Annotated in this window: 15 protein-coding genes; 4 read left to right on the top strand and 11 right to left on the bottom strand. The window is 53.4% G+C overall.

Annotated elements, in window-relative coordinates; translation table 11 throughout:
* Positions 1–172 precede the first annotated feature (172 nt).
* On the top strand, positions 173–1,222 hold the full coding sequence (locus E1162_RS16695; protein WP_155133552.1) for a dipeptidase: 1,050 nt from the start codon (positions 173–175) through the stop codon (positions 1,220–1,222).
* 62 nt (positions 1,223–1,284) lie between these two features.
* Here the strand turns inward: E1162_RS16695 and E1162_RS16690 are convergent, their stop codons facing one another.
* The 4 genes from E1162_RS16690 to E1162_RS16675 form a co-directional block, all read right to left on the bottom strand.
* Positions 1,285–2,895, bottom strand: a complete 1,611-nt coding sequence (locus tag E1162_RS16690; RefSeq protein ID WP_371311998.1) for an ABC transporter ATP-binding protein — start codon at positions 2,893–2,895, stop codon at positions 1,285–1,287.
* An 18-nt stretch (positions 2,896–2,913) separates the two neighbouring features.
* Positions 2,914–4,041: an ABC transporter permease subunit gene (locus E1162_RS16685; RefSeq protein ID WP_155133546.1), complete on the bottom strand. Its 1,128-nt coding sequence runs from the start codon at positions 4,039–4,041 to the stop codon at positions 2,914–2,916.
* A gap of 8 nt (positions 4,042–4,049) precedes the next feature.
* Entirely contained in the window at positions 4,050–4,973 is a 924-nt protein-coding gene (oppB, locus tag E1162_RS16680; RefSeq protein WP_155133543.1) for an oligopeptide ABC transporter permease OppB, read from the bottom strand.
* Positions 4,974–5,058: 85 nt separating this feature from the next.
* Positions 5,059–6,645 carry a peptide ABC transporter substrate-binding protein gene (locus E1162_RS16675; protein ID WP_155133540.1) on the bottom strand — a complete coding sequence of 529 codons (1,587 nt, stop codon included), beginning with the start codon at positions 6,643–6,645 and terminating at the stop codon, positions 5,059–5,061.
* Positions 6,646–7,055: 410 nt separating this feature from the next.
* Between E1162_RS16675 and E1162_RS16670 the strand changes: the two genes are divergently transcribed.
* Positions 7,056–8,861, top strand: coding sequence for an ABC-F family ATP-binding cassette domain-containing protein (locus tag E1162_RS16670; RefSeq protein ID WP_155133537.1), 1,806 nt, complete (start codon positions 7,056–7,058; stop codon positions 8,859–8,861).
* Between the two features lie 162 nt (positions 8,862–9,023).
* On the opposite strand, the gene E1162_RS16665 is transcribed toward E1162_RS16670, so the two are convergent.
* From E1162_RS16665 to E1162_RS16655, 3 genes are read right to left on the bottom strand one after another with little or no spacing between them, the layout of a single operon-like run.
* Positions 9,024–9,728 (bottom strand): pseudouridine synthase, encoded by a 705-nt coding sequence (locus E1162_RS16665; protein ID WP_155133534.1) that lies wholly within the window; start codon positions 9,726–9,728, stop codon positions 9,024–9,026.
* A complete protein-coding gene (locus E1162_RS16660) occupies positions 9,725–10,756 on the bottom strand; it encodes a class I SAM-dependent methyltransferase (RefSeq protein WP_155133531.1) in 1,032 nt (343 codons plus the stop codon). The genes E1162_RS16665 and E1162_RS16660 overlap by 4 nt, the downstream gene beginning before the upstream one ends.
* A 24-nt stretch (positions 10,757–10,780) precedes the next feature.
* Positions 10,781–12,385: a peptide chain release factor 3 gene (locus E1162_RS16655; protein ID WP_155133529.1), complete on the bottom strand. Its 1,605-nt coding sequence runs from the start codon at positions 12,383–12,385 to the stop codon at positions 10,781–10,783.
* 303 nt (positions 12,386–12,688) lie between these two features.
* Between E1162_RS16655 and E1162_RS16650 the strand changes: the two genes are divergently transcribed.
* Positions 12,689–12,865, top strand: a complete 177-nt coding sequence (locus E1162_RS16650; RefSeq protein ID WP_155133527.1) for a hypothetical protein — start codon at positions 12,689–12,691, stop codon at positions 12,863–12,865.
* A 3-nt stretch (positions 12,866–12,868) separates the two neighbouring features.
* On the opposite strand, the gene E1162_RS16645 is transcribed toward E1162_RS16650, so the two are convergent.
* Both E1162_RS16645 and E1162_RS16640 read right to left on the bottom strand, forming a co-directional pair.
* A complete protein-coding gene (locus tag E1162_RS16645; RefSeq protein ID WP_155133523.1) occupies positions 12,869–13,657 on the bottom strand; it encodes a trypsin-like peptidase domain-containing protein in 789 nt (262 codons plus the stop codon).
* Positions 13,654–14,118, bottom strand: a complete 465-nt coding sequence (locus E1162_RS16640) for a nuclear transport factor 2 family protein (protein WP_257099061.1) — start codon at positions 14,116–14,118, stop codon at positions 13,654–13,656. Before E1162_RS16640 ends, E1162_RS16645 begins: the two co-directional genes overlap by 4 nt.
* 325 nt (positions 14,119–14,443) lie before the next feature.
* On the opposite strand from E1162_RS16640, the gene E1162_RS16635 reads away from it, so the two are divergent.
* Complete coding sequence (locus tag E1162_RS16635) at positions 14,444–14,791, top strand: RidA family protein (RefSeq protein ID WP_155133519.1); 348 nt, start codon at positions 14,444–14,446, stop codon at positions 14,789–14,791.
* A gap of 105 nt (positions 14,792–14,896) precedes the next feature.
* Here the strand turns inward: E1162_RS16635 and E1162_RS16630 are convergent, their stop codons facing one another.
* Together E1162_RS16630 and ptsP are read right to left on the bottom strand one after the other, a co-directional pair.
* Positions 14,897–16,957, bottom strand: coding sequence for a PTS sugar transporter subunit IIBC (locus E1162_RS16630; RefSeq protein WP_155133516.1), 2,061 nt, complete (start codon positions 16,955–16,957; stop codon positions 14,897–14,899).
* Between the two features lie 14 nt (positions 16,958–16,971).
* Positions 16,972–19,497: a phosphoenolpyruvate--protein phosphotransferase gene (gene ptsP / locus E1162_RS16625; RefSeq protein ID WP_371311994.1), complete on the bottom strand. Its 2,526-nt coding sequence runs from the start codon at positions 19,495–19,497 to the stop codon at positions 16,972–16,974.
* Positions 19,498–19,522 lie beyond the last annotated feature (25 nt).

Here is a 19,522-nt window from a genome sequence, read left to right as displayed (position 1 = left end):
TGCCCCTCCTGATAAAATCGCGCGTAACAGCAGCATGATGAACATAGGTAATCCACCTATGAATAAGTCTAGCAAGCTTTTGAGTTGGTTGTGGTCTATACAGAACTGCAATTACGCGGCAAAGACCGCAGTCTCTTCGAAAAACATCCCCCAGCCTGGAGCTAGAAGCCTGATGAGCGCTCGCCCTACCCCTATTTTTGATGGTCATAATGACACTCTATTGAAGCTCGAACTGAAGCACGGGACCGACAGAGAACGCGACTTCTTTAAAGCAGCTGATTATGACCATATTGACCTGCCTCGCGCTCGTCAGGGTGGCCTTGCTGGTGGTTTCTTTGCGCTTTGGGTGCCATCCAATATTGGTGTGGGAACCAACTTTTCCGATGATGACCCGCGCAACTTTGCAAGCGTACCTCAAGGCCCAGCTCTTGAGTTTACCCATAAGCTCATTAACCGCGCAGAGGCTATTGCAGCCGCTTCCAATGGCGAAGTTGTCATCTGCCGTACCAGCGAAGAGATTAGCGCCGGTATAGAAGCTGGCAAGTTCACCATGCTGCTGCATATTGAAGGCGCGGAAGCCATCGATGCAGAGTTTACTGCCCTTGACGCGCTCTACGAACGCGGCCTGCGCTCTATTGGGCCTGTATGGAGCCGCAAGAACATCTTTGCTGATGGTGTACCGATGCGCTTCAACTCCTCGCCTGACACAGGCGATGGACTGACCGAGGTCGGTAGAGAACTGGTACGCCGTTGCAATGCCAAGGGCATCATGCTGGACGTTTCCCATATTACGGAAAAGGGTTTCTGGGATATGGCGGCAATCAATGAGAAGCCGATTGTCGCGACCCACTCAAACGCCCATGCTGTGTGTCCTCACGCCCGTAACCTGACAGACAAGCAGCTCGCCGCAATCGCAGAAACCAAAGGCGTGGTAGGCATCAATTACGCTGTCCAGTTCCTGCGTGATGACGGCAGGTTGGACCCAAACACTCCGCTTGAAGTAGTGGTTCGCCATGCAGATTATCTGCTCAGCAAGCTGGGTGAGGACGGTGTTGCATTAGGTTCTGACTTTGACGGCTGCACTGTGCCGAACGGCATTAAGGATGCAGCGGGCCTGCCTAACCTACTGAATGCCTTCCGCGCCGCTGGCTACGGCGAGGCCTTGATCGAAAAGATCGCCTACAAGAACTGGCTGAGCCTTTTAAAGCGCACAGGCATCTAAAACAAAAAGCCCCGCAAGGAACGATCCTGCGGGGCTTTCTTATATCTCAATGGCGTCTGCTTTTATGCAGCTTCATCGTCACGTAGAACCGCGGCATGGATCAGCTCACGGGTATATTCTTCCTTCGGATTTCGGAAGATATCGTCCGTCAGGCCTGCCTCGATCACCTCCCCCTTCTTCATCACCATTACGGTGTCGGACATTGCCCGAACCACTGCAAGGTCGTGGGAGATAAAGAGGTAGGTCAGGCCGTTTTCCTTCTGAAGGCCGCGCAACAGTTCGATCACCTGCTTCTGGATGGTGCGATCAAGCGCCGATGTAGGCTCGTCCAGCACCACCAGCTTAGGCTTCAGCACCATGGTACGCGCAATAGCGATACGCTGACGCTGACCGCCCGAGAACTCGTGCGGGTAACGGTTACGCATTGCAGGGTCCATGGAAACTTCTTCCAAGGCCTGAATTGCACGCTGATCACGTTCCGCCGCTGAAAGGTGCGGCTCATGCACCAGCAGACCCTCTGTGATGATCTGACCAACAGTCATACGCGGGCTTAACGAGCCGAACGGGTCCTGAAAGATCAGCTGCATCTCTTTGCGCAGTGGGCGCATCTGGCGCTTGCTCCAGCCGGAGATATCGTTACCGCAGTAAACAACGCGGCCATCAGCATTTGGCAAAAGCTGCAAGAGCGCGCGGCCCAGAGTAGATTTACCGGAACCGGATTCACCCACGATGCCAACGGTCTGTCCTTCACGAACAGTGATGGAGATATCGTTTACCGCGCGAAGAACATGGTTTGGCTTGAGGAAGCCTGTCTCCGTCTCAAACTCGACGCGCACCTTGGTGCCTTCCAGCACAACAGGCTTGTCTTCATTCGTATCTAGCTTTCGGCCTGTTGGCTCAGCATCCAAAAGCATGCGGGTGTAGGGATGGGCTGGCTTGGAGAAAATTTCCTTGGTATCGCCCTCTTCCACAACCTCACCGGACTTCATCACATAAACACGGTCAGAGATGCGTTCTACGATACCCAGATCGTGCGTGATGAAGACGACAGCCATACCCAAACGCTTTTGCAGATCAGCCATCAGCTCAAGGATCTGCGCCTGCGTAGTCACGTCTAGAGCGGTTGTCGGCTCGTCGGCAATCAAAATGTCTGGATCATTCGCCAGAGCCATCGCGATCATCACGCGCTGACGCTGTCCGCCCGACATTTCGTAGGGATATGCTTTCACCTTGCGCGCTGGCTCAGGAATACCAACCAGATCAAGCAGTTCCACGGCACGTTTGCGAGCGGTCTTCCAAGTGTAGCCGCCATGCTCGACCATAGGCTCACAAAGCTGACGCTCGATGGTGTAGAGCGGATCAAGAGACGTCATCGGCTCCTGAAAGATCATGGTGATTTTCGCACCACGGATCTGGTTGAGCTTGCGCGATGACAGCCCCAGAAGCTCCTGCCCTTTGTATTTAACAGAGCCTTGGGTCTGGCCGTTCTGCGCCAGTAGGCCCATCGCTGCCATCATACTCTGGCTCTTACCGGAACCGGACTCGCCCACGATCGCGACAGTCTCGCCTGCATCTACGTGGATGTTCACGCCCTTAACCGCATTGACCATACCGGCGTTGGTTGCAAAGTCGACCTTCAGATCGTCGATGACCAGAACGGTGTTTTCATTAATGGTGCTCATACGGTCTCCTTAGCGGTCTTTCGGGTCAAGCGCATCGCGCAGACCGTCACCGATGAAGTTGAGAGCGAACAGGGTGCTGGTGAGGAAGAGAGCCGGGAAGAACAGCATCCAGAACGCACCCTGGAGGTTCTTTGCACCTTCCGAAATCAACACACCCCAGCTGGTCATTGGTTCTTGAACGCCAAGGCCAAGGAAGGACAGGAAGCTTTCAAGGAGAATGACTTTCGGTACGAGCAAGGTCATGTAAACAACCACCGGACCAAGCGTATTCGGGATGACGTGGCGTTTAAGAATGCCGGTATTTTCTACGCCCATGGCTTCTGCAGCCTGAACATACTCCTGACGCTTGATGGTGAGGGTCTGACCACGAACAATACGGGCCATATCTAACCATTCCACCGCGCCCACGGCTATGAACATCAAGACGAAGTTTCGCCCGAAGAACACCACGAGCATAATCACGAAGAAGATGAACGGCAGAGAGTAAAGGATATCGACCACACGCATCATGATGAGGTCAACCTTACCGCCGAAGTAGCCGGAGGTTGTGCCATACAGAAGGCCGATAGTGATTGCCACAAAGGTTGCTAGCAAACCGATGGTCAGCGAGACGCGGCCAGCGATCAGCGTTCTGGTCATCATATCGCGGCCGTTAGCATCGGTACCGAAGTAGAAGTGCATGCGCTGCACGTCTGCGGTCACCGTTGCAGATTTTTTGTCCGCGGAGATATTGGAAATGACAGCGCCTTCAAACAGGTCGGAGCGGTCAAAGTAGCGGGTTGCCTTTTCGCTGATAGAACGACGAGAGGTCACCGTTGCGGTGATCTTGTCGTCTACCATCGCATAGCTTTCAACTTTCATGCGGGCGCGCTTGGCGACCGATTCAAAGCCCGGCTCAATCTGATCCAAACGCGGATAGGATTCCAAGCTCGCAGGCACCTTCACGTAGTCACGGTAAACCGTGTCAAACTGGTGAGGAGAAAGCATAGGGCCGAAGATGGAAAGTAAGGTGACAACTGTCAGCACCACCATAGAGGCGACAGCGGCCTTGTTTGCCAGAAGACGGTCACGAGCATCATCCCAGAGGGAACGGCCCATAACGGGTGCAGAAGACTGCTCAGCAGAAGTTACACTCATGTTGGACCTCAATCAAAACGCACACGCGGATCAAGCGCTGCATAGAGCACGTCCACGATCAGGTTGAAGATGATGACGAAGCAAGCCACAACGACAACGGTGCCCATTACGAGGGTATAGTCTCGGTTTAGAGCGCCTTGTACGAAGTACCGACCAATGCCCGGAATACCGAAGATGGTTTCAATCACCACGGAGCCTGTCAGCAGGGCTGCAGCTGCCGGTCCCATGTAGGAAACAACTGGCAGAATTGCGCCGCGCAGAGCATGCACAACAATGATGGTGTAACCGGAAAGGCCGTAAGCACGTGCGGTGCGAACATGGTTAGAGCGCAGAGCCTCAATCATAGAGCCGCGCGTAAGGCGGGCAATCACAGCAATCTGCGGCAGAGCCAGCGTAACAACCGGTAGGATGACGTTGACAAAAGCGCCTCCACCCCAGCCGCCTACAGGCAACCAACCGAGATAAACACCAAGGAAGAGTGTAAGACACGGAGCAACAACGAAGTTAGGAATAGTTACACCCAGTGTTGCTGCGGTCATTACTGCATAGTCTACGCCGCGGTTCTGCTTGATCGCCGCGCTCACACCCATGATGCCGCCAACAATGAGGGCAAGGGTAAGCGCAGACAGACCAAGCTGAATGGAAATCGGCAGTGACTGTGCAAAGAGTTCGTTGATAGAAAAATCGCGAAAGAAGAAACTCGGTCCAAAGTCCCCTTGCAGCACATTCTTCATGTAGATGATGTACTGCTCCCAGAGAGACTTATCCAAGTTGTACATCTTGTTCAGATTCTCCATCACCTTCGCTTCGAGAGGGCGCTCCAGGTCGAACGGGCCGCCGGGCGCTACACGCATGAGGAAGAAGGAAATGGTGATGATCAGGAACAAGGTCGGAATTGCGCTGAGCAATCTGCCCAATATATATCGCACCATGGCCCTGTTTCTCCAATTTATTATTATATTTACAAAATGCCGGCCATGAAGACCCATGGCCGGCACAAAAGGGATCGCTTAGAAATTATTCAGCGATAGAAACCCAGCGACTTGGGTGAATGTTCATGAGGTTGTCCTCGAAGCCGCTTACCTTGTCAGATACGAGGCTCAGAGAGCCGTAGTACATGAGAGGCAGGAACGGCAGGTCGCGCATGAACATTGTTTCCGCTTCCTTCAAGACCACTGCACGCTCTTCCAGATCGACGGTCTGTGCAGCTTTTTGCATCAGCGCATCGTAATCAGGTTTGTTGTAGCGAGCGTAGTTGAAGCCGGAATTGTAGCTTTCAACGAGGAACAAGAAGTTCTGCGGATCGGAGTAGTCGCCAATCCAGCCTGCGCGGGCGATATCAAAGTCACCACGGTCACGCAGGTGCGCATAGTGGGTCTTGGTATCGGTGTTGAGCAGGGTTACTTCAACGCCAAGAGGCTTCCACATGTCAGCCACTGCAACAGCGGTGTTCTTGTGGTTCTCGGAGGTGTTGTAGCGGATTTCGATCTGCAGCGGGTTGCTTTCGCTATAGCCCTTGGACTCCAGAATTTCGATCGCTTTGTCTTCGCGGTCGATCAGGTCCATGTCCATCCAGTCTGCATATGCAGGGTCGCCATAGTTGCCGATACCTTCTGGAACGAAGGAGTAGGCAGGAACCATGGTGCTGCCCCAGATTTCGTCAGCGAGGAACTCGCGGTCGATAACCATGGACAGTGCCTGACGAACGTCAGCATCACCTACAGCGTCGGATTCATGGTTGAATGCATAGTAGTAGGTGCCGAGATACGGAGCCACGCGGAACTGGTTGCCCAGATTTTCACGCATGAACGGTACCTGCTCTACAGGAGCATCGTTGTTGGTGTGCAGTTCGCCAGCCTGGAAGCGACGCAGTGCAGCACCGCGGTCTTCAGTTGGGTAGAAGATCACTTTGTCGATCTTCACGTTTTCTGCATCGTGATAATGCTCGTTCTTCTGTGCAACGATGGTGTCGTTCGGCACGAAGGACTTCAGCACAAACGGACCGTTGGTCACGATGTTTTCTGGCTTCACGAAGTCAGAGCCGTGCGCTTCTACAGTTGCAGGATGCACTGGAAGACCGGTCTGGTGGCCCAGAAGATCGAGGAAGTATGGAGTTGGGGAGTGCAGAGTGATCTCAAGCGTACGATCATCGGCCGCTTTTACACCCAGCTCTTCGGTACCCAGTTTACCCTGGTTGATCGCTTCAGCGTTCTGGATTGGATAAAGAACGCCCGCATACTTTGCGCCTGTTTCCGGCATAAGAATGCGGCGAAGAGAGTAAACAAAATCACCTGCTACGACAGGGTCGCCGTTGGACCACTTGGCGTCTTCACGCAGTTTGAAGGTGTAGACTTTGCCATCCTCGGAAACATTCCAGCTTTCCGCTACGCCAGGTATAATTTTACCTTGAGCAGAATAAGCTACAAGACCTTCATAGAGGTCACGAAGAATATTGGCTTCGTAAGTTGTAGAAGTCTTGTGCTGGTCCAGAGTTTCAGGATCAGCGGTGTTGCCCCGATGGTAAACAACTTCCGCAGCAGCATTCAGCGAGGTCGCAGCAATTAGTGCAGCAGCGAGGGCCGAAGTGCGAAGTGCTTTGATCATTAAGATCTCCCCTTACTCAAATTGAGCCCTACCCAGTTTTTCTTGGTAGTCGTGGCGAAAGATCACACTCCTGAAGATTATTGGCAAGCCATTCTTACATATTTTCGTCAAACCTTGGCCAAAATTGCAATTATCACTAACTAAAAGGCACTCTCACTATAATTTTATTCCAATTTTTTCTGAAAACGTATTCCATTGTCCACAAAATTTACTTAAAGTTACATAAGTGTATTCACGTAGCTTACTTAGACTCTCTCCGTTGGATTGCCGGAATAAGATATCAACTTGATGGGTTTTCGACTTTTTAGCGGCACTAGACGGAAAAGGGATTGACCAGACAGAGGATCGGGCTAGAACGCAAACCGTGACGTTTAATATGGTCTTGTTTTTCTCGAGGAATTGTTCGCCCTATGGCCCCTCCACTGCTTCATATTCGTGATATTCGCGCCCGTTTCGGATCTACCGAAATTTTGAAGGGAGCAGAGCTCGCTGTAAGCCAAGGTGAGCGTATTTGTTTGGTTGGCCGTAACGGCTCCGGCAAGTCCACTCTTCTTAAGATCGCAGCAGGTATGATGGAGGCCGATCACGGCGAACGCTTTGTGCAGCCGGGCTGTACCATTCGCTATCTGCCTCAGGAGCCAGACCTTTCCGGTTACAAGACCACATTGGAATATGCCGAGGGCGGCCTAGCACCGGGTGATGACCAGTACCGCGCCCAGTACCTACTGGAAGTACTCGGCCTCACTGGTCAGGAAGACCCTGCAACCCTCTCCGGCGGTGAAGCAAAACGTGCTGCGATTGCCCGCGCCCTTGCGCCTGAACCGGATATCCTTCTCCTTGACGAGCCGACCAACCATCTTGACCTGCCAGTCATCGAGTGGCTGGAAGCTGAACTGAAGCAGATGAAGTCGGCTATCGTGCTTATTTCGCACGACCGTCGTTTCCTTGAGAACCTCTCGCGCTCAACTGTCTGGATCGACCGCGGCACATCCCGCCGTATGGAAGAAGGGTTCAGCAAGTTTGAGGAATGGCGCGACAAGGTCTTCGAGGAAGAAGAGAAAGACATGGCTCGCCTTGATCTGAAGATCAAGCAGGAAGAGCACTGGATGACCTATGGCGTGACCGCACGCCGTAAGCGTAACATGCGCCGCGTGCGCGAGCTTGCAGACCTTCGCCAGAAGAAGCGCGATCATCGCGGCCCGCAAGGTACTGCGAAGATGGCCGTTGCCGAAGCTGAAGTTTCCGGCAAGCGCGTAAGCGAGGCGACCAACATTTCCAAAGGCTATGACGGGCGCCCTATCGTCAAAGACTTCTCCACCCGCATCAACCGTGGTGACCGTGTTGGTTTCGTTGGTCCAAACGGTGCTGGTAAGACGACGCTTCTCAAGATGCTTATTGGTGAACTTGAGCCCGATAGCGGTACCATCCAGCTGGGCACCAACTTGCAAATGATCACGCTTGATCAGAAGCGCGAGAAGTTGGACCCGAATGATACGCTCGCCAGCGCTATGACCGGTGGTCGCGGTGATATGGTCATCATCGGTGACCAAGCTAAGCACGTCATGAGCTATATGAAGGACTTCCTGTTTACTCCAGAGCAGGCCCGTACGCCTGTGCGCGTACTCTCTGGCGGTGAACGTGGCCGCCTGCTGCTGGCTCGAGCGCTTGCCTCTGAATCTAACGTCATGGTGCTCGACGAACCAACCAACGATCTTGATCTTGAAACGCTCGACCTGCTTCAGGAACTCATCTCGGACTACAACGGCACCGTATTCCTCGTAAGCCACGACCGTGACTTCCTTGACCGCATTTGCTCCTCCGTGATCACCATGGAAGGTGACGGCAAGTGGCAGGAATACGCGGGCGGCTATTCCGATATGGTGGCGCAGCGCGGCAGTGGCGTTGAGGCTCGCAAAACCCAGAAAGCGGAAAAGCCGAAGAAGGACAAAGCAGAAAAGCCTAAGGAAGACAAACCTGCGGCGAAGAAGTCTGCCCTCTCCTTCACCCAGCAGCACCGCCTGAAAGCTCTGCCTGCTGAGATGGACGCTCTTCAGGACAAGATCGCGAAGCTGCAGAAGGTTCTGGAAGACCCTAACCTATTTACCGGCAATCCGGATAAGTTCCACAAAGCAACCGAGGCCGTTGGCAAAGCCCACGAGCAACTGGAAGCCCTTGAAGAAGAGTGGCTGGAACTGGAAATGCTGGCGGAGGGGTAAGCCCCTCCTCTTGCTTGCTAGACCCCGGATCAAGTCCGGGGTGACTGCTGAGAATGGGAATTTTGGTCGGTTCCTATAGGCGCGTTAGTTCAGGGCTGCGCTGCGAACCGCGCTTTCGTCAAACGTCATCCCGCACTTGATGCGGGATCTAGCCCACCAGCCTTACTCGCTTACGAAGACCTTTTCGATCTCTTCTGCACTTAGGATTTTGTAGGTACCCTCTTCCACTCCGTCGAGTGTGAGGTTGCCGACCTTGGAGCGGTGAAGCGCATTTACGTGGTTGCCAATGGCGGCAAACATGCGGCGCACCTGATGGTAACGACCCTCATGCAGTGTCAGGCGAGCTTGCTTTTCACCCAGCACTTCCAGCTCGGCAGGCAAAAGCGGTGTGGTTTCACTTTCCAGCATCATGGTGCCGGAGGCAAAAAGATCACCCTCGTGCCCCTCAAGCGGGCGATCCAGCTCAACCTCATACACCTTAGGCACGTTAGACTTAGGCGAGATAATCCGGTGCAGCAGCTTACCGTCATCAGTAAACAGCAACAGGCCGGAAGTTTCGCGATCTAAGCGCCCAACGGAGGAAAGCTCCGGCTTGCGCACACGAAAACGGTCAGGAAAGAGCTGATAGACGAGCTTACCGATATCCTTCTTGGAGCAGGTGTAGCCGACTGGTTTATTCAGCAGCAGCACCATACCCGGCGCAGGGTCGAGAGGCTCGTCATCGAACAGGATTTGATCATGATCCAGCTTGCTGTCTGCTTTAATCGGGTTGCCCTCAAGGTCAGTCACCCAGCCGTGTTTAATCGCCTGTTGAATTTCCTTGCGGCTGCCATAGCCCAGATTTGCAATCAGCTTGATCAGTCTCATTTACGCGCCTTCGTTGCCTGAATGACCTTATAGCCCTTTTCATCGCGGATAATCTCGAAGGACTCAAAGAACTTGTCGAGCGTCGCTTCGTAAGGCAGGTGACGGTTTGCAACCATCCAGAGCACACCGCCCGGACGCAGAGCCTGACTTGCTGCGCGAATGAACGCCTGACCTAGATCGTTACGGTCAGCCTTACCGGTATGGAATGGCGGGTTCATAACAACGAAGTCATAGTTGCGTTTCAAGCCAGCGGTGATGTCAGCCCAGATGAAATCCAGAGGCTTCTTCTTGCCTTGTTCCGCTAGGTTCTGTTTTGCCAGATCGAGAGAGCGCTTTTCTGCTTCGTAAAGGTCAACACCCACGATTTTCGGGCAGCGGGTAACAACTTCATCAGCAAGGTAGCCAAGGCCAGCGCCAAGGTCTGCACCTTTGCCGTAGAGGTTTTCCGGCAGGCTTTCTGCAAGAAGCTGAGATGCAGGATCGATGTGATCCCAAGAGAACACACCCGGACGGCTCATATAACGGCCGCCCTCGATTTCGCGCGGAGCATCCAGAGCCAGCCAGCTTTCGAGCAGGTCAGCGTTGACTTCAGCTTTATTGACCTGCGTCCAGAACACCCGGCACTTGTTTTTGGAGAGCTTGCCAGAGCAGCCAGCCAGCTGAGCCAGATCAGCTTCGCAGGTCTTGGCGCCTTCTGTATTTGCAACAGAGGCAATAACAATGCCGCCGTCTTTAGTGCGGGCGACAGCTTCAGCCAAAAGCGCACGAGCTTCCTGACGCTGGCGCGGAGGCAGAACGAGCACCAGCGGAAACTCGTCTTGCGTATCTTCAACCAACTCGTAGCCTGCGCGGGTTAAAGCGCTTGCATCAGGAGCAAAGGTTTGCTGGCAAACAAGCCGCTCACTCGGAATATCGCGCAGTGCGCTGCCAAGGCGGGCGCGTAGAAACAGCGTTTTCCCTTCTGCGGGAATTTCAATTGCCTCATTCACCAGAGGCAAGAACAGTGTTTCCAATGCAGGATCGATCATGAGCGGCTCTTATATTCTTGTTGTTTATTCGTCTGTGTGAACTATTTCGCGGGTTTCGCGGAACTTGATGTCTGGATTTTTCTCGCCCACGTAGCTTACTTCCCAAGCGTTCTTGAAAAGGAAAACAGGCTTGTCGTCACGGTCTAGCGCAACGTGGGCACGGTTTGTTTCAAGGAACTTGTCCAGCTTTTGCGCGCTGTCACACTCTGCCCAACGTGCAGTGTTGTACATGACTGGCTCAAAGCCGATCTCGGTCTGGTATTCCTGCTTCAGGCGGTCCACCACAACGTCGAGCTGGAGAACACCCACCACGCCAACAATCCAGTTGGTGCCGATAGCAGGTTTAAAGATCTGTACCAGACCTTCCTCTGCAAGGTCTTCCAGACCACGACGCATCTGCTTGACGCGCATGGTGTCGGACAGGCGGACGCGGCGCAGAATTTCAGGCGCAAACGCTGGCAGGCCAGTTACGTGGATTTCTTCACCCTCAGAGAGAGTGTCACCAACGCGAAGCTGACCATGGTTAGGTACGCCGATTACGTCACCCGGATAGGCTTTCTCTGCCAGCTCACGCTCTTCTGCAAAGAAGAAGATAGGAGCGGACACTGTGATTGGCTTACCTGCACGAACGTGCTTGAGCTTCATGCCGCGTTTGAAGGTGCCGGAGCATAGACGGACGAATGCAATGCGGTCGCGGTGTTTCGGGTCCATGTTCGCCTGAACTTTGAACACGAAACCGGTTACCTTGTCTTCTTCCGGACGGATAGTACGGCCGCCAGTTGCTGGCTGCGAGTGTGGAGCCGGAGCGTAGGCGTCAATAAAGTCGAGAACCTGATCGATACCGTAGTCGCGCAGAGCGGAACCGAAGAACACCGGTGTCAGGTGACCTTCAAGGAACGCTTCACGGTCAAATTCAGGATAGCCAGCGCCGCCCAGTTCCACGTTTTCTTCAAGGTCTGCCAGAACAGTATCGAAGATGCCGTCTCTGAAGTTTTCGTCTTCCAGACCGGACACTTCTTTCACAGTATCGAGCGGACCACCACGGCCTTCGCTGGAAGTCATGAAACGGTGGTTGATCTGGTCATATACGCCGAAGAAGTCGGAGCCCATGCCAACCGGCCAGCTCATAGGCGAAACGTCAAGAGCCAGAGCCTCCTGAATTTCGTCGAGGATTTCCAGCGGATGACGGCCCTCACGGTCGATCTTGTTGATGAAGGTGATGATCGGAATATCGCGCAGACGGCAAACTTCAAAGAGCTTACGGGTCTGGGTTTCAATACCCTTTGCAGCGTCGATCACCATGATCGCTGCATCAACAGCGGTGAGCGTGCGGTAGGTGTCTTCAGAGAAGTCTTCGTGGCCCGGAGTATCGAGGAGGTTAAAGGTAATGCCTTTACGCTCGAAGGTCATGACCGAGGACGATACCGAGATACCGCGTTCCTGTTCGATTTTCATCCAGTCAGAACGGGCGCGGCGACGTTCACCACGGGCGCGAACCTGACCTGCGGCGCGGATAGCACCACCACCCAAAAGCAATTTTTCGGTGAGGGTAGTCTTACCGGCGTCCGGGTGAGAAATAATCGCAAAGGTACGTCGCGTCTCAAATGGCTGCGTCGCGGCTGCGCTCATGGTGCCTCCTGATAGCAGATCGTGCTGCTGTGCTAGTTCAAAGGGCGTAAGGGTCGTCGCTGCTCGGGAGCGCCGTTTCCAACTACGCTTTGATATGTGGATTAAACTTGCACTGCTCTTATTTGAGATCACGCCGGAATGCCAGCCCAAACACGCATTTTTCGTCAGCAACCTGCAAAATTGTAGGCCCTTGCCGTACCAGCTTGAGGAGCAGACGCACCAGCTTCACGCATGGCGAGAACTATAAAAACATGTTAGTGCCTGATCGTAATTTTTGACTAGTATTTCAAGGAAGTCGTTTCTATGCGCGTATCCGCTCCCAGCCTCATTACATTTATCGTGGCCGTAGCCCTTGGCATTGCTGCTCTGGCCGTCAAGTTCGGCTTGACCGATATTCCGTACGTTTCGGGTAATATCTTCTGGACGATGACCGGAGCGTGGGCGCTACTTGTTTTGGCTTGTGTTTTCCGCCGTCTTTAATGCCTACGGGCGGGTTGTATCGCAGCTCGCCTTTTCTACCATCTCACCCCAGACATTCTTGGGAATAGCCAAAGTGTAGCGCTGCGGAGCCACGGCAACCATAACCGCAGCAAGTTGCCCCTTTTCGACATTGGGATCATCGATCCGTAGTACCGGTCCGCCAGAGCCGCCATAATTCGTATAACAGTCGGTGAGCCACACCCCTTCCCGCTTTTCAAGAATACCGCAGGTCTTGTCAGCCGTTAACAGATAAGGCCGCTCGCGGGAGTAGCCCACACTCATAAGCCTATCCAGATGCGTAGTCTTTGAGCCTATGGCTAGCCCCATTGGGGGAACCTTGAGCGGTTCACGCAGAACGATGACGCCTACATCCATAATAATATCAGAGAGCTTAGGCTCGGCAGTGAAGCGATAGTTTTCCGGAAAGAGTAGGCATTCGGCGGTCTGATGCTCAACGTATTCGTCTCTACGCAATCCAGCTAGAAAGTGAATAGACTCAGCTTTGTGCGCTTTTCCGGTTCTAGGATCTACCAAACAGTGAGCAGCCGTAAGAACAATGTTTGGCGCCACCAACGTTCCAGTGCACATGGTTGAACGAGAAAAGCCTGCGATGTTTACGCGGCCCACAGCGTTCCAAGGTGACCGCTCGCTATCGAGTATCTCACGCCGGTCCTCATCTCCGATCAAACCGGGAAATGCTTCGCTAGCCATCATCTTGGCGCTCGCTGACGGCGTTATAAGCATGAGTGCCAGCACCGCCCGCAGGCAGCGCACCACATTCAAATGCTTCATAAACGCCCCTCCGATGCACCCTTGCGGGTAGCAAGTTCAGGAAGGACCTCATTTCCCTGATGAAACTTATAGATGAACTTCAGGTAGTTGATCTGCCATTCACCGCCATAATAGACCAACGACAGATCATAGATGCCGAACAGGGTAAGCAGCTCCCCGCCTCTGGCGCCGTTTATGAAAAGGGAGTTTGTTGTGTAGACGCGGGCACAGGCTTTTTGCTCTTGATATTCAATGAGGAGGTTGCCCAGTTGATGATGAGTGCTGTCGAACCCTCTGAGGTACTGCTCCATAATATCCAGCGCTTCTGACGCCTCGATTTGGGAGGTTTCATCCCGCCCGAGCCAATGGTCCTCAAAATGGATTTGCGGACTGAGCATCTGCTCCAGATCGCGCCAGTTGCGTGCATCAAGCTCTTGAAAGAACGAGCTGATACGGTTCTCTATCATCCGGTGGGTGTCCATGCCCATTCCACTCCTGTTCTTATTGTTTTTTTATAGAATCAGGTCGTTCGCTGGCGTAGCTGATGGCGTTAGGCTGAGTTTTTTTGTTTTGTGCCAGTTCCCATCAAATCGACAGGTCCAGTGTTACGCCACAGGCCAGCACATGCAATGGGCTTGAGGCGTAAACTCTGGGTAATATTACTACATACCTTAAATTGGGCTGCACTGCTTAATTCAGGAATATGTGGACGGTTACCATTACCTTTGACTTCAAAGAAAAACGCATATTTTCATTAGCTTGCGCTGCAACTAGTCTGCCGCTCTCACTCACCCTAGAGAGAATAAAATGACTGTAGAACGTATTGAAACCAACCAGCGCATGAGCAAGATCGTTAAGCACAACGGCGTTGCTTACATTTGTGGTCAGGTTGGCAACCGCGGCGATAGCATTGAAGAACAGACTGCAGAAACTCTGCGCCGCGTTGATGCTCTTCTTGAGCAGGCAGGTTCTGACCGTACCCGCATGCTTCAGGCAATCGTATGGCTTGCTGACATGGCTGACTTTGAAGCTATGAACGGTGTTTGGGACGCTTGGGTTCCTGAAGGATGCGCTCCAGCTCGCGCATGCGGCGAAGCTAAACTCGCTTCTCCTGAGCTGCTGGTGGAAGTTATCATCACCGCTGCCTGCGACTAATACCGGTTTTTGCGGCGTATCTCGCAAAGCATGGCGACATAATTGGCAGAGAAGGCTCGGCGTTCAACGAAAGATCGCGCCAAGCCTTCTCTGTTCCTCCCTTTATCAGCCGCGCGTCATCGCTGCGGCCAATTCTCCTGCGTATTGCTCGGCATTAAGGCCGACAACCAAATGCACTACGTTGTTCTTGAAGGTTTGAAGGCCATAGGCTCCAGCTTCAAGTAGTGCCCCCTCATTGATCATTGATGGATCTTGAACCGCTACGCGCAGGCGCGTTTCAGCGCAAGCATCAGCGCGCAATACATTGTTCTTGCCACCTAGCGCCTTCAAGAAAGCTTCCACCTTCTCTGGTGCGTGAGGATCAAGAATGCGTGGCTTTGCATCTGTCGCAGTGTACTGGACATATGGCTCGGCAGCTTCTTCTTGAAGGTCAGCCTCAGGCCCTGCCGTTTGCAGGTAGAGCTTCATGTCAGTCATCAGGTTTTCAGACTGCGTACCAAAGATCGCCTGCATATTATTACCAACCTGCAGAACTCCAGAAGCGCCTAGTGCCTTAAGTTTGGCAGGGTTCGCTTTTGCAACGTCGGCGACCTCAATCCGAAGACGCGTAATACATGCATCCAGACCCTTGATATTGCTTCGACCACCGAACGCCAGAACAAGCTCTTTGGTGAAGTTGTCTGCCGCATCTTTGCGAGCCTCGAAGGTATCAACCTCCTCGTCTTCACGGCCCGGTGTTTTCAGGTCGCGAGCAAGGATCAATGCACGGAACGAAACATAGTAGATCACCGCGAAGATCGGACCCAGAATTAAGATGACCCAAGGCCGGATGTTCGTGACGAAGTACAATGCGTAGTCGATGAACCCGTGAGAGAACGAGTAACCGAGACGCGCATCCATCAAATAGGTGGTCAGGAAGGCAAAACCCACTAGAATTGCATGGACCACATACAGAATAGGTGCAACGAAGAGGAACGAGAATTCCAGTGGCTCGGTAATACCTGTCAGGAACGAGGTAAGCGCAGCTGATGCCATGAGGCCAACAACGCGGGCTCTGTTTTCCGGCTTGGCGGTGTGAACAATTGCAAGCGCTGCTGCTGGAAGGCCAAACATCTTGAAGATGAAACCGCCGCCAAGAATTGCCGCTTCATAATCACCGGCAAAGTAGCGGTTGATTACGCCATGTACCGTTTCACCGGTCTGCGGGTTAACGTAGGTTCCGACCTCAAAGAAGAACGGTACGTTCCAGATATGATGTAGACCAAACGGCAAGAGCAAGCGTTCCACAACGCCGTATATCGTAACCGCCGCCGCAGGGTTTCCGTAGGCTGCCCAGTCACCGAAGTTTCGAATTGCTGTACCGATTGGCGGCCAGATAATGGCTAGAATTGCAGCTAGGCCGATTGCGGCAAAAGCAACAATAATTGGTACCGAACGCTTACCGGCAAAGAAGCCAAGATATGGTGGCAGGCTAATGCGATAGAAGCGATTGAAGAGTGCTGCTGCAAGCATACCAACGAGGATGCCGCCAAACACGCCAGTATCGATGGTTTCAATACCGAAGAGCTTGGTGATTTCCGGACGGCCTTGAGCCTGTGGGAACGGGATTACATCACCTTCTTCTACCTTGTAGAAGGCATTGCCGTTTTCCATTGAGAACGGAATAGTTCTGCCTTCACATACAAAGACATTGCCGTTGGTATCCGAAACCCTGATCTTCTCAAGCGTCCTACCGTCTGCATCCAGACAGGTGAAACGCTCCTGCCCCGCATCGTATTCAATATGAACCGGATCTCCGGGCATATTGAGCGGCGCCACCGGCGCAAAAAGCTTGATGAACAAGAGGCCAAAAACGCCGAGAGCTGCCAGTAGAACGAAGTAACCAACAGTGGCCGCGAGCGCCGCTGCACCGTCATTTTCTGTAAATCCGAGAACAACGCCGATGGCGAAAATCAGCGGTAGGATCGTGAAGATCGCACCGCCGGAAACAGCCATAACGCGGCCGATTTCAATAATCCAAGGGGCGAGGTTGTCCGCGCCTGCAATTGTACTACCGACGCCGAGCAAAATACCGGCAACAGGCAGAACCGAAACCGGCAGCATAAGCGCCTTACCGATTTTCTGAAGGGCGGAGAAACCAGAGTCAAAAATTGCTTTACCAGCCATGGTATCTTTCCCTATCAGTCTTCTTCTGGAACCAGAGCACGAACGTCTGCAGCGCTGTCCATTTTCAGCGCTTTTTCCGCAAGCTCTTGGCATTGTTGCAGGGTGTAATTGCGAACGGCCGCCTTCACGGCAGGGACAGCCGGAACACTAACGCTTAGCTCATGAAGGCCAAGACCAACCAGAATTGGCACAGCTCTTGGGTCACCAGCAATACCACCGCAAACGCCTACCCACTTTCCGTGCGCTTTAGCCCCTTCTACAGTTTGGGCTATCAGCCTTAGAACCGCAGGGTTCATTGCATCTGCGTTTTTGGCGAGCTTAGGGTGCCCCCTATCAATGGCCATGGTGTATTGGGTCAGATCGTTTGTACCGATGGAGAAGAAGTCCACTTCAGCAGCGAACTGCTCGGCCATAAGTGCGGCAGAGGGAACCTCCACCATGATGCCGATCTCGATTGGATCAATTCTGCCAACGCGGGCTTTTTCTTCCGCGACCACTTCTTGAAGGGAGCGGATTTCAGCCAGAGTAGAGACCATCGGGAACATCATGCCAAGACGCTTGGCTTTGTTGACGCGCAAGATACCTCTAATTTGACCACGCAGGATGTCTGGCCGGTCAATAGCCAGCCGCACGCCGCGAATGCCGAGGAACGGATTTTCCTCTTTTGGAAGAGGCAGGTACGGCAGTGGCTTATCACCGCCAACATCGAGCGTACGAATGATGAGCGTACGACCCTGAAGGGCCTCTGCAATATCATTGTACATAGAGGCCTGCTCATCCTCGGTCGGAGCATATGCACGCTCCTGGAAGAGGAATTCTGAGCGAAGCAGGCCAACGCCTTCCGCGCCCATCTGAACCGCCTTTTGTGCTTCCTCAAGCCCGCCGATATTGGCAACAACCTCAACGCGGTGTCCGTCGATGGTGATTGCAGGCTCGTTGGCTTTGGCAAGGTCCGCAGCTTTCTTTACAGCGGAGCGGTCCTTAGCTCGCTTGACCTTTGCGACCTGCTCAGCGCCCGGATTAAGGCGCATGTTGCCCTTGGAGCCGTCCAGTATGACCGTTTGGCCTTCTTCAAGGTCCATTGCCCGTGGTTCGATACCGGCGACGGTTGGAATATCGAAGGCTCTTGCAAGAATTGAGACGTGGGAGGTTGCACTACCGCCAACGGTACAAATGCCGACGACGCGGCTTTTATCGAGCATAGCTGTATCTGATGGCGTAAGGTCTTCAGCGATGATGACCGACTCCAAAGGCAGTTCAACTTGCTCTACAGGCTTATTTGTTAGAATGCCCAGAACCCTTCGCCCCACGTCTCTAAGGTCAGTTGCACGCGCGGCGAGGACTTCATTTGGAAGCGCTGCAAGGCGCTCTGCGGTTAGCGTATAGGCTTGCTTCCACGCGTATTCTGCGCTTTTTCCTTTCGCTATCGCGCTTTCGGAAACATCACCAAGTTCAGGGTCTTCCAGCAGCTCTTCATGTGCGGCAAAGATTGCAGCCTTACCCGGCTGAGACTGTGCGCTTAACTCTGCTTGAAGAGCTTGCAACTGCCCTTTACCGGTATTGATCGCATCATCCAACCGGCGACGCTCTTCGTTCGGCTCACCGCCCGTCTCCGGCACCTGAATTTCATCCCGGCGGTACTGGAAAATTTTGCCAACGGCCAAACCGGGCGCGGCGGCTACACCGAGCAACAAGTTAGGGTCATCAGAACGAGGTACCGGAACAGGCTGGCTATCCTCAGGAATTTCGATTGTTGCAGGCGCAGGTGCTGGAACCGCGCCTTCATCACCCAGACCGTTTGCAAGTTCAGGGGCAATGAGTTCAATAGCTTCGGCTGCATCTGGCCCTTCTGCGATCAGAGAAACCTTGGCTCCCTTCTCGATGTTCAGGCCCATAATCGCGACAACGCTCTTGGCGTTGGCTTGATCATCCCCCCTTTGCAGGAGCACTTTGGATTCAAATTTCTTTGCTAGATTGGCAAGGACTGCCGCCGGTCTTGCATGGAGACCTGTCGGATTGGGAATAAGGATCGCCTCAGAGACAACCTTTTGACCGCCAACACTTTCGCTCGCTTGTTCAGCGCCAAATTCCACGGTCAGCACCGTATCACTCTTGGCTTTCACAAACCCCTCGGCTGCTTCAAACGAGGACACCCGATCGGAGTTGGTGATGATCATTTGAGTAAGGAGGCTTTTGGCGTGGGTGGCGAGATAGTCAGCATCAAAAGCGATAAGCTCATCACCTAGTGACACATGCTGGCCCTCACCCACTTTGGGAGTGAATCCCTCACCCTTTAAGCTCACGGTGTCAATCCCGATATGGAGCATGATTTCCATACCCTCAGGGGTTGTTAGGGTGACAGCGTGTCCAGCGCGATGAAGCTGTGTCACCTTACCTGCACACGGCGCGGTGAGCACTTCATTCAAAGGGTCGATGGATATGCCGTCGCCGACCATTTTTCCGGCAAAAACTGGATCCGGGACTTGTTCTAGTGGCAACAAAACGCCATCCAGCGGCGCCTTTAACGCAATCCTTGGCACGTGTGCCTCCCTGTTTTCCGACGTT

The organism is Pseudovibrio flavus (genome assembly GCF_009711345.1).
Classification (GTDB): Bacteria; Pseudomonadota; Alphaproteobacteria; order Rhizobiales; family Stappiaceae; genus Pseudovibrio; species Pseudovibrio flavus.
Note: the sequence above shows the minus strand (reverse complement) of the source record. Positions and strands in the feature narration are given on the sequence as shown.

What these genes read in the sequence shown, in the direction of transcription:
- E1162_RS16695 (WP_155133552.1), top strand. Translation starts at nt 173, where the DNA reads ATGAGCGCTCGCCCTACCCCTATTTTTGATGGTCATAATGACACTCTA.
- E1162_RS16685 (WP_155133546.1), bottom strand. Translation starts at nt 4,041, where the DNA reads ATGAGTGTAACTTCTGCTGAGCAGTCTTCTGCACCCGTTATGGGCCGT.
- oppB (WP_155133543.1), bottom strand. Translation starts at nt 4,973, where the DNA reads ATGGTGCGATATATATTGGGCAGATTGCTCAGCGCAATTCCGACCTTG.
- E1162_RS16675 (WP_155133540.1), bottom strand. Translation starts at nt 6,645, where the DNA reads ATGATCAAAGCACTTCGCACTTCGGCCCTCGCTGCTGCACTAATTGCT.
- E1162_RS16670 (WP_155133537.1), top strand. Translation starts at nt 7,056, where the DNA reads ATGGCCCCTCCACTGCTTCATATTCGTGATATTCGCGCCCGTTTCGGA.
- E1162_RS16665 (WP_155133534.1), bottom strand. Translation starts at nt 9,728, where the DNA reads ATGAGACTGATCAAGCTGATTGCAAATCTGGGCTATGGCAGCCGCAAG.
- E1162_RS16660 (WP_155133531.1), bottom strand. Translation starts at nt 10,756, where the DNA reads ATGATCGATCCTGCATTGGAAACACTGTTCTTGCCTCTGGTGAATGAG.
- E1162_RS16655 (WP_155133529.1), bottom strand. Translation starts at nt 12,385, where the DNA reads ATGAGCGCAGCCGCGACGCAGCCATTTGAGACGCGACGTACCTTTGCG.
- E1162_RS16650 (WP_155133527.1), top strand. Translation starts at nt 12,689, where the DNA reads ATGCGCGTATCCGCTCCCAGCCTCATTACATTTATCGTGGCCGTAGCC.
- E1162_RS16645 (WP_155133523.1), bottom strand. Translation starts at nt 13,657, where the DNA reads ATGAAGCATTTGAATGTGGTGCGCTGCCTGCGGGCGGTGCTGGCACTC.
- E1162_RS16640 (WP_257099061.1), bottom strand. Translation starts at nt 14,118, where the DNA reads ATGGACACCCACCGGATGATAGAGAACCGTATCAGCTCGTTCTTTCAA.
- E1162_RS16635 (WP_155133519.1), top strand. Translation starts at nt 14,444, where the DNA reads ATGACTGTAGAACGTATTGAAACCAACCAGCGCATGAGCAAGATCGTT.
- E1162_RS16630 (WP_155133516.1), bottom strand. Translation starts at nt 16,957, where the DNA reads ATGGCTGGTAAAGCAATTTTTGACTCTGGTTTCTCCGCCCTTCAGAAA.